The organism is Streptomyces sp. NPDC058008 (assembly GCF_042886395.1).
Taxonomy (GTDB): Bacteria; Actinomycetota; Actinomycetes; order Streptomycetales; family Streptomycetaceae; genus Streptomyces.
The window spans coordinates 60,676-74,093 of record NZ_JBHVQX010000038.1; the positions used below are offsets into that span (position 1 = coordinate 60,676).

General features: G+C 72.0%; 8 protein-coding genes. 5 read left to right on the forward strand and 3 right to left on the reverse strand.

Features of this window, described 5'->3' with window-relative positions; all coding sequences use genetic code 11:
- Positions 1-39 precede the first annotated feature (39 nt).
- Positions 40-681, forward strand: coding sequence for a superoxide dismutase (locus ACFVS9_RS29750; protein WP_383113332.1), 642 nt, complete (start codon positions 40-42; stop codon positions 679-681).
- Between the two features lie 38 nt (positions 682-719).
- Here ACFVS9_RS29750 and ACFVS9_RS29755 read toward each other — a convergent pair whose 3' ends face one another.
- The 3 genes from ACFVS9_RS29755 to ACFVS9_RS29765 all read right to left on the reverse strand — a co-directional run bounded on the left by ACFVS9_RS29755 (position 720) and on the right by ACFVS9_RS29765 (position 4,724).
- Entirely contained in the window at positions 720-2,270 is a 1,551-nt protein-coding gene (locus tag ACFVS9_RS29755; protein ID WP_389937311.1) for a pyridoxal phosphate-dependent decarboxylase family protein, read from the reverse strand.
- Entirely contained in the window at positions 2,260-3,633 is a 1,374-nt protein-coding gene (locus ACFVS9_RS29760) for an MFS transporter (RefSeq protein WP_389937314.1), read from the reverse strand. The genes ACFVS9_RS29755 and ACFVS9_RS29760 overlap by 11 nt, the downstream gene beginning before the upstream one ends.
- Positions 3,634-4,073: 440 nt before the next feature.
- Positions 4,074-4,724 (reverse strand): DsbA family protein, encoded by a 651-nt coding sequence (locus tag ACFVS9_RS29765; protein WP_383113335.1) that lies wholly within the window; start codon positions 4,722-4,724, stop codon positions 4,074-4,076.
- A 152-nt stretch (positions 4,725-4,876) separates the two neighbouring features.
- Here ACFVS9_RS29765 and pepN point away from each other — a divergent pair, with 152 nt between their 5' ends.
- The 4 genes from pepN (at position 4,877) to ACFVS9_RS29785 (ending at position 13,310) form a co-directional block, all read left to right on the forward strand.
- On the forward strand, positions 4,877-7,465 hold the full coding sequence (pepN, locus tag ACFVS9_RS29770) for an aminopeptidase N (RefSeq protein WP_389937317.1): 2,589 nt from the start codon (positions 4,877-4,879) through the stop codon (positions 7,463-7,465).
- A gap of 171 nt (positions 7,466-7,636) precedes the next feature.
- A complete protein-coding gene (locus tag ACFVS9_RS29775; RefSeq protein WP_389937320.1) occupies positions 7,637-8,644 on the forward strand; it encodes a hypothetical protein in 1,008 nt (335 codons plus the stop codon).
- Between the two features lie 144 nt (positions 8,645-8,788).
- Entirely contained in the window at positions 8,789-12,097 is a 3,309-nt protein-coding gene (locus ACFVS9_RS29780; protein ID WP_383113338.1) for a S8 family serine peptidase, read from the forward strand.
- Between the two features lie 184 nt (positions 12,098-12,281).
- The gene (locus ACFVS9_RS29785; protein WP_383113339.1) at positions 12,282-13,310 is read left to right on the forward strand and encodes an aspartate-semialdehyde dehydrogenase; all 1,029 of its coding nucleotides are present in this window, start codon (positions 12,282-12,284) and stop codon (positions 13,308-13,310) included.
- Positions 13,311-13,418 lie beyond the last annotated feature (108 nt).

Below are 13,418 nucleotides of genomic sequence, written 5' to 3' on the forward strand. Positions count from 1 at the left end.
TGCAATAACAACCTTGCAGCAGTTGGAGGGTTCGATCCCATGGCCACGTACACGCTTCCGGAACTCCCGTACGACTACGCGGCGCTCGAACCGGTCATCGACCCGCAGATCATCGAGCTCCACCACGACAAGCACCACGCCGCGTACGTCAAGGGTGCGAACGACACCCTGGAGCAGCTGGAGGAGGCCCGCGACAAGGGGGCCTGGGGTGCGGTCAACGGCCTTCAGAAGAACCTCGCCTTCCACCTCTCCGGCCACATCCTGCACTCGATCTACTGGAACAACATGACCGGTGACGGCGGCGGGGAGCCCCTCGCGGCCGACGGTGTGGGTGACCTGGCGGACGCGATCACCGAGTCCTTCGGTTCGTACGCGGGCTTCAGGGCCCAGCTGACGAAGGCGGCCGCGACCACCCAGGGCTCCGGCTGGGGCGTCCTCGCCTACGAGCCCGTCAGCGGGAAGCTGATCGTCGAGCAGGTCTACGACCACCAGGGCAACGTCGGGCAGGGCTCGGTCCCGGTCCTGGTGTTCGACGCCTGGGAGCACGCCTTCTACCTCCAGTACAGGAACCAGAAGGTCGACTTCGTCGAGGCGATGTGGCGCGTCGTCAACTGGCAGGACGTGGCGAAGCGTTACGCCGCGGCGAAGGAGCGCGCCGACGTGCTGCTGCTCGCTCCCTGACCCGGGGCACCCGAGCGTCCTGCCTCGTGATCGTCTTCTCAGCCTTCACCGGGCAGGCGGATGGAAGGAGAGCCCCCGTGAGGACGTGACTCGCGGGGGTTCTCCCGTGCCGGGCGCTCCCGGACCCGGAAGACGGAGCCGATGAACTCCGCCAGCAGCCGTTCCTTGAGCGGCCCCGGCAACGCGTCCAGCAGGGCCAGGACGGGGGCGGTCCTGGCCGGCAGCCCGCCTCCCTCGCCGAGCCCGGCGAAGGCGAGGACGGCCGCGACCCCGTCGGGGCCGAGCGTCCGCGGGTCGAGGCCGGCGGCGAGTTCGGCGAGGGCGGGGTCCACGCTCACCGGCTCCAGCGCGCGGGCCCTCGCCAGGGCTTCTCCGAGGTCGTCGAGCAGGGCGTCGACCTGCCCGGTCGTCGCGGGGGTCAGTGTGAGGTGGAGGTTGGGCGGGAGGCCGTCGAAGGAGAGCTGCGGCTGGAGGTACCAGCCGAGTTCGCGCATCTCGTCGGCGAGATGGAGGACCAGCCCGAGGTCCGGGGTGCCGCCGTCGCTGCCCGCGACGGTGAACGCGACGAGCCCGGCGGCCGGGTCGCCCAGCACCCGTACCCCGTCGGTGGACCGCAGCCCCGCCAGCAGCCGGTCCGACGCCTCGGCGACCCGGCCGGCGAGCGCGGTGTAGCCCTCCTCGCCGATGTACCGGAGGACGGCCCAGGCCTGGGCCAGCAGCCCGCCGGACCTGGTGCCCTGGACCGTCGGGTTGACGACGGGGTAGCCGGGCCAGCCGGAGTGCGCGAAGTACTGGTGGCGGCGCAGCTCCGCGTCCCGGTAGAGGACGACGGAGGCCCCCTTGTCGGCGTACGCGTACTTGTGCAGGTCGACCGAGAGGGAGGTGACGCCCGGCACGGAGAGGTCGAAGGGCTCCACCTCGCGCCCGGCGCGCCGCAGGTAGGGCAGGATCCAGCCGCCGATGCAGGCGTCCACGTGGCAGAGCACCCCGCGCGCGGCGGCCGCGGCGGCGATCTCGGCGACGGGGTCGAGGACCCCGTGGGCGTACGAGGGCGCCGAGGCGACGACGAGGGCGGTACGGGCGGTCAGCGCGGCGGCCATGGCGTCCGCGTCGGCGCGGTAGGTGGCGGGGTCGACGGGCACGACGACGGGTTCCAGGCCCAGGTAGGCCGCGGCCTTGTGGAAGGCGGCGTGGGCGGTGGACGGCAGCACCAGCTCCGGCTCGGTGATCCCGCGTACGGTCCGGGCGTGGTCGCGGGCGGTCTTGACGGCGAGCAGGATGCTCTCCGTGCCGCCGCTGGTGAAGGTCCCCTGGGAACCGGGGGCCCCGAGCAGTGCGACGGCCGCGCCGACCACGTCGTTCTCCAGCCGGGCCACGCTGGGGAAGACCGTGGGGTCGAGGCCGTTGACCGTCGCGAACGCGGTGTACGCCTCGGCGGCCAGGGCGTCGAGGCCGTCGAGGCCCGCGTCGTAGACGTAGGCGAAGGTGCGGCCCCCACGGGTGGGCGCGTCCGCCCGGCGCAGGGCACGCAGTTCGGCGAGCACCTCGGACGCGGCGCGGCCGTCGGGCAGGGCGGGGTCAGTCGGCACGGGCGGGCCCTTCCTGGAGGGGGCGTGACGGGGGCGGGGTCGCGCGGTAGCGGTGCAGCGGCAGGAGGCTCGCGGCCGCGAGGACGGCGGGCAGCACGCTCATCCCGGCGGTGATCCCCGTCAGCGCCGCCTCCGGCTGGTCCACCTGGTGCGCGGCGTCGGACGAGCGGAAGCCGGTCACGGTGAGCACGAGGGCGAACACCCCCGCGCCCAGGGCGAAGGCGAGGGTCTCGGCCGCCGTCCACAGCCCGGTGAAGGTGGCGGCCCGGCGCCGGCCGGTGGTGGCGGCGTCGGCGGCGAGGGTGTCCGCGAGCATCGTCAGGGGCAGCAACTGCATCCCGGCGTAGGCGATTCCGACGAGGGCGACGGCCGCGTACCCGACGGCGGGGCCACCGGCCCCGGTGAAGGCGAGGAGCACCGCACCGGCCGTGCAGAGCAGCGACGCGCACCACTGGGCGTACGCCGCACCCCTGCGGCGGGCCAGCCGGTTCCACAGCGGCATGAAGAGGACCAGCGGGCCGATCAGGCAGGCGAACAGCGGTGTGACGGCGCCCGCCGAGCCGAGGGTGTACGTCGCGAAGTACTGGACCCCGGCGAGCATCACGCCGATGGCCAGGGCCTGGAGCGTCCACATCCCGGCCAGGTACAGGAACGGCGGGCTGGAGCGGGCCACGGCGAGCTGGGCGCGGAGCGAGGGTTCCGCGCGGCTGCGGGCGGCCGCGGGGGCACGGCGGGTGGCCGCCCACGCGCCGAACATGCCGCAGGCCAGCAGCACGGCGACGACGAGGCCCATCAGCCGGTAGCTCTCCGGGGTTTCACCGCCGGCGTGGGCGACGGCGGGGGCCAGCGCCCCGGACAGCAGGATGGCGACGCCGAGGAAGCCCACCCGCCAGCCGAGGACGCGACGGCGTTCGTCGGGGTCCTCGGTCATCTCGGCGGGCATGGTCACGTACGGCACCTGGAAGACGGCGTACGCGGTGGCGGCGAGCAGGAACAGGGCGGCGACGTAGCCGGCGGCGGGTGCGCCCCGCAGCGGCGGCGCGGCGAAGATCAGGGCGAAGAGCGGCGGCAGGGTGCAGGCACCGGCCAGCAGGAACGGGCGGCGCGGCCCGCCGCGCAGCCGGCTGCGGTCGGAGAACGCGCCGACCAGCGGGTTGATCAGGACGTCCCACGCCTTGGGCAGGAACACGGCGGCGCCCGCGACGGCGGCGGGCACGGCGAGGACGTCGGTGAGGTAGTAGAGCAGGATCAGCCCCGGCACCGTCGCGAAGGTCCCGGTGCACAGCGAGCCGAGCCCGTAACCGATCCGCACGGTGCGCGGCAGGGGCGGGGCCACCGGGCGGCCCGGACCGGCATCTGGCATGCGCAGATCATGAACGACGGTTCAGGTGGTCGGCAATACCCGCGCACCGGCGACCCCGTGACCGGCGTGCCACGGCCGGTGTCCGGGTCTCCCGCAGGCGCCGGCGGGGATCCGACGAGACGACGAACAGCGGGCAGCGGGCAGCGGGCGGAACACGGAACGGGCCGGCGCCTGGAGCGGACCGTCCCGGAGCTGCCGGAACGACGCGAACCGGGCGCCGGGTCCGCCCCTCCGACGCCGCGCGGGCGGTGTCCGGCGGGCGGGGCGACGGCCGGCGGGCGGGGCGACGGCCGGCGGGCGCCCATGGGCCCGGGCCACCGCACGGGCGTCGCCCCGCCCGCCGCCCCCGATCCGTCTCCGCCGCACCGGCCCCGTGGACCGGTCCGAAACCGCCGCCGGTACGGGCCCCGGTTTCCGGAGCCCGCACCGGCCGGGCCGGGTCAGTCGAAGACCGGGCCCTGCGTGCGGGTCCGCTTGATCTCGTAGAAGCCGGGGATCGAGGCCACCAGCAGCGTGCCGTCCCAGAGCTTCGCGGCCTCCTCGCCCTTGGGCGCGGGGGTCACGACCGGGCCGAAGAAGGCGATCTGCTCACCGTCGGCGCCGGGCACGGCGATGACCGGGGTGCCGACGTCCTGGCCGACCTTGTCGATGCCCTCCTGGTGGGAGGCGCGCAGCTCCTTGTCGTAGGCGTCGGAGTCGGCGTACTCCAGCAGGCCGGCCGGCAGGCCGACGTCGGCCAGGGCGCCCGCGATGGCCTCACGGGTGGGGCCCTCGCCGTTGTTGTGGATGCGGGTGCCGAGGGCCGTGTACAGCGGGCCGACGATCTCGTCGCCGTGCTTCTGCTGGGCGGCGACGACGACGCGTACCGGGGCCCAGGCCTGGGTGCGCATCATGTCCTGGTACTCCTCGGGCAGCTCGTCGAGCCTGGGCTCGTTCAGGACGGCCAGGCTCATCACGTGCCAGCGCACCTCCACGTCACGGACCTTCTCCACCTCCAGCATCCAGCGGGAGGTCATCCAGGCCCAGGGACAGAGCGGGTCGAACCAGAAATCGGCCGGGACCTTGCCGCGGGCCGTGCTGTTCTCGGGCATGTCTCTCCTCATGAGGTCGGTCTGCCACCTGAGTGTCGGAACACCACCGGGCCCTCCTGCCATTCCCGTGCACCGGCCCGTACGGCCGCATGGGAGGATCGAAGGTCTTCGAATGAGACACATGAGACAGATGAGACACGAAGGAGTGTTCCGTGCCCGGTGAAAACCTGTCCCGCGACGAGGCCCGTGAGAGGGCCGAGCTGCTGACCGTCGACGGTTACGAGGTCGCCCTCGACCTCCGCTCCGCCGTCGGCGAGCCAGACGGGGGCGACGAGGCCGGTCCACGCACCTTCCGCTCGCAGACCACGATCCGCTTCCGCTCGGCGCGCGCCGGGGCCTCGACCTTCGCCGATCTGCTGGCCCCTGCCGTGGACGCGGTCACCCTCAACGGCGAGGAGCTGGACCCCGCGGCCGTCTTCGACGGCACCCGGATCGCCCTGGAGGACCTCGCGGACGGCGAGAACGTCCTGGTGGTCGACGCGCGGTGCGCCTACAGCCGGACCGGCGAGGGCATGCACCGCTTCGTCGACCCGGAGGACGGCGAGGTCTACCTCTACACGCAGTACGAGCCGGCCGACGCGCGGCGCGTCTTCGCCAACTTCGAGCAGCCCGACCTCAAGGCCCCCTACCGCTTCGAGGTGACGGCTCCCGAGGGCTGGCGGGTCTGGAGCAACGGCGCCGAGGAGTCCCAGGAGGGCGAGGTCCACCGGTTCGCCGAGACCCTGCCGATCTCGACGTACATCACGGTGGTCGTCGCCGGCCCGTACCACTACGTCAGCGACCTCTACACCCGCACGGACGACGACGGTACGAAGCTGGAGATCCCGCTCGGCGCGATGTGCCGCAAGGGGCTCGCCCGGCACTTCGACGCGGACGACGTCTTCCTGATCACCAAGCAGGGCCTGGACTTCTTCCACGACCACTTCGACTACCCGTACCCCTTCGGGAAGTACGACCAGGCGTTCGTGCCCGAGTACAACCTCGGTGCCATGGAGAACCCGGGCCTCGTCACCTTCCGCGAGGAGTACATCTACCGCGGCAAGGTCACCTCGGCCTCCTACGAGCGCCGCGCCAACGTCATCCTGCACGAGATGGCGCACATGTGGTTCGGCGACCTGGTCACCATGCGGTGGTGGGACGACCTGTGGCTGAAGGAGTCCTTCGCCGACTTCATGGGGACCTTCTCGATGGTGGAGGCGACCCGCTTCACCAACGGCTGGATCACCTTCGCCAACAACCGCAAGGCGTGGGCCTACCGCGCCGACCAGCTGCCGTCCACGCACCCGGTCACGGCCGACATCCGTGACCTGGAGGACGCCAAGCTGAACTTCGACGGCATCACGTACGCCAAGGGCGCCTCGGTGCTCAAGCAGCTCGTGGCGTACGTGGGCCGGGACGCGTTCCTGGAGGGCGCGCGCCGCTACTTCAAGCGGCACGCGTACGGCAACACGCGGCTGGGCGACCTGCTCTCCGTGCTGGCCGAGACCTCCGGGCGCGACATGACGGCGTGGTCGCGCGCCTGGCTCCAGACGGCGGGGGTCAACGTCCTGACGCCGGTCGTGACGTACGACGCCGAGGGCCGGATCGCCGAGCTGGCCGTGACCCAGGAGGCCGCCGCCTCGCACCCGGAGCTGCGCCCGCACCGGGTCGCGGTGGGCCTGTACCGGCTCTCCCCCGAGGGCGCGCTGGTGCGGTACGCCCGCGCCGAGACCGATGTCGCCGGAGAGCGCGCCGTGGTCGCGGAGCTGGCCGGGGCCGAGAAGCCCGACCTGGTCCTGGTCAACGACGACGACCTCACCTTCTGCAAGGTCCGCTTCGACGAGGTGTCCCTGGCCACCCTGCGCGAGCACCTCGGTGACATCACCGACCCGCTGGCCCGCGCGCTGTGCTGGTCCGCGCTGTGGAACCTGACCCGCGACGCGCTGCTGCCGGCCCGGGACTTCGTGTCCCTGGTACTGTCGTCCGCCGGCCGCGAGTCGGACATCGGCGTCCTGCAGATGCTGCACGCCTGGGCCCGGTCGGCTCTGGAGCACTACGCCGCCCCGGCCTGGCGCGAGGAGGGCGGACGGGCGCTGGCCGAGGGCGCCCTGGCGGAGCTGCGGCGCGCCGAGCCGGGCAGCCAGCACCAGCTCACCTGGGCCCGGTTCTTCGCCGGCGTCGCGACGTCGGAGGCGGACTTCCAGCTGCTGGGCGGCCTGCTCGACGGGTCGGCCGTGATCGACGGCCTGGACGTCGACCAGGAGCTGCGGTGGGCGTTCCTGTCCTCGCTGACCTCGCACGGCAGGGCCGGGGAGGACGCGGTGGACGCCGAACTCGCCCGGGACGACACGGCGTCCGGCAAGCGGCACCACGTGCGGTGCCTGGCCTCACGCCCGTCCGCCGCGGTCAAGGCGCAGGCGTGGGCGGCGGTGGTGGAGTCCGACAAGCTGTCCAACGCCCTCGTCGGGGCGACGATCGCCGGCTTCGAGCAGCCCTCGCAGCGTGAGCTGCTGGCGCCGTACACGGCCGCGTACTTCGAGGCGATCGAGCGGGTGTGGGCCGAGCGTTCCATCCAGATCGGCATCGACGTGGTCAAGGGCCTGTTCCCCGGATTGCAGGACGACCCCGCGACCCTCACCGCGACGGACGCGTGGCTGACCTCGCACCCGGACGCGGCACCGGCGCTGCGGCGGCTGGTCCTGGAGGCGCGGGACGATCTGGCACGGGCGCTGCGCGGACAGGAGTGCGACGCGGCGGCGTGAGACTCCGGTGCGCGCCCCGTACGCACGTACGGGGCGCGCACCGCACAATCCCCGCCGCGACCTCCCTTTTCGACATGCGAACTACTGTGCTTTAGAACGGCGTTGTCCTGGAATGTCGACGGGCGTGTAACACGGGTTAGCGCACGGCGGGGCTGCGGGAACCTCCCCCGCATGACCCAGAACACCCCGCTGTCCCCGCGCCCCGTCCACGAAGCGGTCCGCCGCGTGCAGTCCGCCGCCCAGCTGCGCGCCCTCGGCGTGAGCGCGGCGCAGACGGCCGCCCAGTGCCTGCCCGGCGGCCCGTGGCAGCAGCTGCTGCCCAGCGTGTACCTCCTGCACCCGGGGTCGCCCACGGACGACGACCGGGTGCGGGGCGCCCTGTTGTACGCCGGAAAGCCCCCGGCCGGAGCCCGCAGGACGGCGCCGGGGCGCGTCGGACCGGGCTACGGGGAGGCCATGGTCACGGGCCTGGCGGCGCTGGCGCTGTACGGCTTCACGTCCGCGCCCCCGGTGATCGCGCTGCACCGGATCGATGTGCTGGTGCCCCGGACCAGGCGGCTGCGCTCCACCCGGTTCGTGCAGGTGACCCGGGCCGCAGTCCTGCCGCCGCCGCAGCGCAGGCTCGGGGTGCCGCTGGCCCCGGTGGAACGGGCCCTGGCCGACGCGGTGGCCTCGCTCACCGACGCGGCGACGGTACGCCGGATCCTCACGGAGGCGGCGCGCGGCGGGTACTGCGATCCGGCGGCCGTCGTACGGGAGCTGGACGGCGCCGGGATGCTGGGCCGCGCCCATGTCGTGGACGCCGTCGAGGCGTTGCTCGCCGAGGGCCGCGCGGTGGCGGAGGGCCGGCTGTACGAGATGGTCCGCGCCCACGGCCTGCCCCAGCCGCTGTGGAACGTGGAACTCTCCCTGCCGGGCAGCACGTTCCTGGGAGGGGTGGACGCGTACTGGCCGGAACAGGCGGTGGCGCTCGAACTGGGCACCCGCTCACCCCGCGAGGAGCACGTCACCTTCACCGCGGAGCGGGAGCACCTGGAGCGGCTCGGGGTGACGGTGGTGCGGGTGACGCCGCAGCGGCTGCGGGACGCGGCGGCGCAGCTCTCGGTGGTGCTGCGCACGGCGATGATGGCGGCCGAGGACCGTGAACCGGCCGCCTACCTGGTGGTCCTGCCCCGTTGAGTGGCGCGATGGCACCGGTGGCGGATCTACGCCATGTCCGTTTCTGGTCACCGTCAAGTCTCCACAAACCCCTGTCATTTACGAAAGGCTGAGCGGTCATCGGGTACCGAATTCCGGACTCTCTCTTTCTTTCACACCACAGGGATGCTGATGACCAAGGAATCCCCCGGCTCCATACCCGGGGCGAGACGCGCGGCCCGCATCGCGGCCGCTGCCGGTCTGGCGGCCGCGCTGGCCGCCTCCGGCGCCGCTCCGGCCTTCGCCGCCGACGACCCGGCCGCCTCCCCGGTCAAGCCCGCCGCCGCGAGCGCGAAGGGCGACAAGCTGGGCGAGGCCGACGCCGCGTTGCTGGCGAAGGCCGAGGCCAAGGGCGAGAAGAACGTCACGATGATGGTCGCCACCACCCCCGGGGCGACCGAGCAGGTCGCCCGGCAGCTGGACGCCGTCGAGGGCTCCGTGCTGGGGCAGACGTACGACAGGCTCGGCTACGTCCGGGCGACCGTGCCGACGGCCACCGCCGAGGCCACCATCAAGGCGGCGCAGAAGCTCTCCTCCGTCCAGGGCATCGATCTCAAGCAGGAGATCAAGCTGGACGACCCGACGCCCGCGGGCGACCGCGTCGCCGGCGCGAAGCAGCCCAAGGCCACGGGCAGTTACCCGGCGCCGGACAAGAACACCCCCGCGAAGAACCCGTACAACCCGTCCTTCGAGACGGGCGCGGTCGACTTCGTGAAGCAGCACCCGAAGGCCGACGGCCGCGGGATCACCATCGGCGTCCTGGACTCCGGTGTCGACCTCGGGCACCCCGCCCTGCAGAAGACCACCACCGGCGAGCGCAAGATCGTCGACTGGGTGACGGCCACCGACCCCGTCAACGACGGCGACGGCACCTGGCTCAGGATGGACCAGACCGTCACGGGCCCGACGTTCACGAGCGGCGGCAGGACCTACTCGGCCCCGGCGGGTACCTACCGGTTCAGCCTGTTCAGGGAGTCCGTCACCCGTGGCGGCGACATGGCCGGCGACCTCAACCGGGACGGCGACACGACCGACGTCTGGGGCGTGCTCTACGACCCGGTCACCGGCACCGTGCGCGTCGACCTGAACGACGACCTGGACTTCGGCAACGACGCCGTGCTCAAGCCGTACAAGGAGAAGCAGCAGGTCGCCTACTTCGGCACGGACAACCCGGCGACGGAGATCGTCGAGCGCATCCCGTTCGTCGTCGAGACCCGCAAGAACGTCGTCTACAACGCGGCCGGCGCCAAGTCCGACTACGTGAACATCGGCGTCATCGAGAGCGAGCACGGCACCCACGTCGCGGGCATCACCGCGGCCAACGGCCTGTTCGGCGGCAAGATGAACGGTGCGGCGCCCGGCGCCAAGATCGTCTCCTCGCGTGCCTGCACCTGGTCCGGCGGCTGCACCAACATCGCGCTGACCGAGGGCATGATCGACCTCGTCGTCAACCGCGGCGTCGACGTCGTCAACATGTCGATCGGCGGCCTGCCGCCGCTCAACGACGGCAACAACGCGCGCGCCGAGCTCTACAAGCGGCTCATCGACATCTACGGCGTCCAGCTGGTCATCTCGGCCGGCAACGACGGCCCGGGTGTCAACACCATCGGTGACCCCGGCCTCGCCGACCACGTCATCTCGGTCGGCGCGTCGATCTCCAAGGAGACCTGGGCCGCCAACTACGGCTCCAACGTCACCAAGAAGTACGACATGCTGCCCTTCTCCTCGCGCGGTCCGCGTGAGGACGGCGGCTTCACGCCGACCCTGACGGCACCGGGTGCGTCGATCAACACGACGCAGACCTGGTACCCGGGCGGTCCGGTCAAGGAGGCGGGTTACTCCCTCCCCGCCGGCTACTCCATGCTTCAGGGCACCTCGATGTCCTCGCCGCAGGCCGCCGGCGCGACGGCGCTGCTGCTCTCCGCCGCGAAGCAGAAGGGCATCGAGCTGCCGCCGGCCGACCTGCGGACCGCGCTGACCAGCACCGCCACCCACATCGACGGTGTGCCCGCGCACGCCCAGGGTTCCGGCCTGATCAACATCATCGGCGCCTGGAAGCAGATCGAGAAGCAGGGCGCCCCGGCGCACGAGTACGCGGTCAAGGCCCCGGTGGACACGGCGATCGACTTCGCGCTGAAGACCCCGGGCTTCGGCACCGGCCTGTACGACCGTGAGGGCGGCCTGAAGGCCGGCCAGAAGAAGTCGTACGACATCACGGTCACCCGCACCACGGGCCCGGACAAGGCCGTGAAGCACAAGCTGTCCTGGAAGAACAACGACGGCACCTTCTCGCTGACCGGTTCGAGCAGCGTCTCGCTGCCGCTCGGCAAGCCGGTGACCGTCAAGGTGCAGGCCAAGCCGCGCACCGCCGGTGTGCACAGCGCCATCCTCCAGGTGGACGACGCGAAGACCAGCGGCGTGGACCAGCAGATCCTCTCCACGGTGGTCGTCGCCAAGGACCTGGTGAAGCCGGGCTACGCGTTCTCGACGACCGGCTCGGTGCAGCGCAACAGCACCACGTCGTACTTCGTGAACGTGCCGGAGGGCGCCGAGACCCTGGAGGTCGCGCTGAGCGCCCTGCGCTCGGGCAGCCAGACGCGGTTCATCTCGATCCACCCGTACGGGGTCGCGGTGGAGGACAGCTCCACGATCTACTGCTACCCGAACTACGAGAACCCGGCGAACACCTGCCGTCCGGACACGCGCTCCTACAAGACGCCGCAGCCCGGCGTCTGGGAGATCGAGGTCGAGTCCCGCCGTACGTCGCCGCTGCTGGACAACCCGTACAAGCTGGATGTCTCGCTCCTCGGCGCCTCCTTCGACCCGGCGGTGCAGACCATCCCCGAGGCGAAGATCGGCACCCCGGCCGCGGTGGACTGGACGGTCACCAACAACGCCGGTGACCTGGCGGGCAAGCTCAAGGGCGGCTCGCTGGGCTCGGCGGACGTCGAGCGTCCGTCGATCTCCACGGGCGGCGAGTACGTCAGGACGGTGACCATCGGCGCGGGCGTCGAGAAGCTGGACGTCACCGTCGGCAACACCTCGGACGCCAACGCCGACATCGACCTCTACGTGTTCAAGGGCGACACCCAGGTCGGCGCGTCCACGACGGCGGGCTCCGAGGAGTCCGTCAGCCTGGTGAAGCCGGCCGCCGGCACGTACACCGTCGTCATCGACGGCTACTCGGTCCCGGCCGGGACCACCCAGTACGACTACCGCGACGTGTACTACTCCCCGACGCTCGGCGAGATCAAGGTCGACGAGTCGAAGGCCGTCGACCTGGCCAACGGCGCGTCCGCCCGGGTCGGCGCCGAGGTCGTGGTCGCCGGCGCGGCTCCCGAGGGCCGCCAGTTCTTCGGCGAGGTGCAGCTGGTGAACTCCCGCGGCACCGCGGCGGGCACCGGCAGCGTCGTGATCGGGAAGGTCACGCCGTAGCCGTCACGGCGGTGTGATCCGTACGACACCTCATGACTGTGGGGCGGGCGCTCTCAAGGGCTCCCGCCCCACAGCTCTGTGCGCGGCCCGTCCGCCTGCCGGACAATGGATTGGACAAGGGAGCCGGGGACATACGCATCATGGACCGGCAATCGTGCCCGTTCGCATCTGTGAGGGAGTCCCCGTGAAGGTCGGAATCGTCGGCGCCACCGGTCAGGTCGGCACAGTCATGCGCAGCATCCTGGCCGAGCGGAAGTTCCCCGTCGCCGAACTGCGGCTTTTCGCCTCCGCACGCTCCGCCGGCTCCACCCTCGCGTACGAGGGCACCGACATCACCGTGGAGGACGCCTCCACCGCGGACTACACCGGCCTGGACATCGTGCTGTTCTCCGCGGGCGGCGCCACGTCGAAGGCGCTGGCGGAGAAGGTCGCCTCCCAGGGCGCCGTGGTGATCGACAACTCCTCCGCATGGCGCAAGGACCCCGAGGTTCCTCTGGTGGTCTCCGAGGTCAACGCGCACGCGATCAGGAACCGCCCCAAGGGCATCATCGCCAACCCGAACTGCACCACGATGGCCGCCATGCCCGTGCTGCGCCCCCTGCACGACGAGGCGGGGCTCGACGCGCTGACCGTGGCCACCTACCAGGCGGTGTCCGGCTCCGGGCTCGCCGGCGTCGCGGAGCTGCACGGCCAGGCGTCCAAGGTCGTCGCCGAGGCGGACAGGCTGACCCACGACGGTGACGCGGTCGACTTCCCCGAGCCGGGCGTCTACGCGCGCCCGATCGCCTTCAACGTGCTGCCGCTCGCCGGATCGATCGTCGACGACGGCTCCTTCGAGACGGACGAGGAGCAGAAGCTCCGCAACGAGTCCCGCAAGATCCTGGAGATCCCGGAGCTCAAGGTGTCCGGCACCTGCGTCCGGGTCCCGGTCTTCTCCGGCCACTCCCTCCAGATCAACGCGCGTTTCGCCCGCCCGATCAGCGTCGAGCGCGCCTACGAGCTGCTGAAGGACGCCGAGGGCGTCGAGCTCTCCGAGATCCCGACCCCGCTCCAGGCGGCCGGCAAGGACGCGTCGTACGTCGGCCGCATCCGCGTCGACGAGACCGTCGAGCACGGCCTGGCGCTGTTCGTCTCCAACGACAACCTGCGCAAGGGCGCCGCGCTCAACGCGGTCCAGATCGCGGAGCTGGTGGCGGCGGAGCTCAAGGGCTGACCGCTCCCGGCACGCGGAGGAGGGGGGGCCCCCGCGCCGGGGGCGCCCGCCCCCAGGGAGGATTAAAAAACACAGCGCGCCCCCGCCACCAACAACATGGGGTTTGCG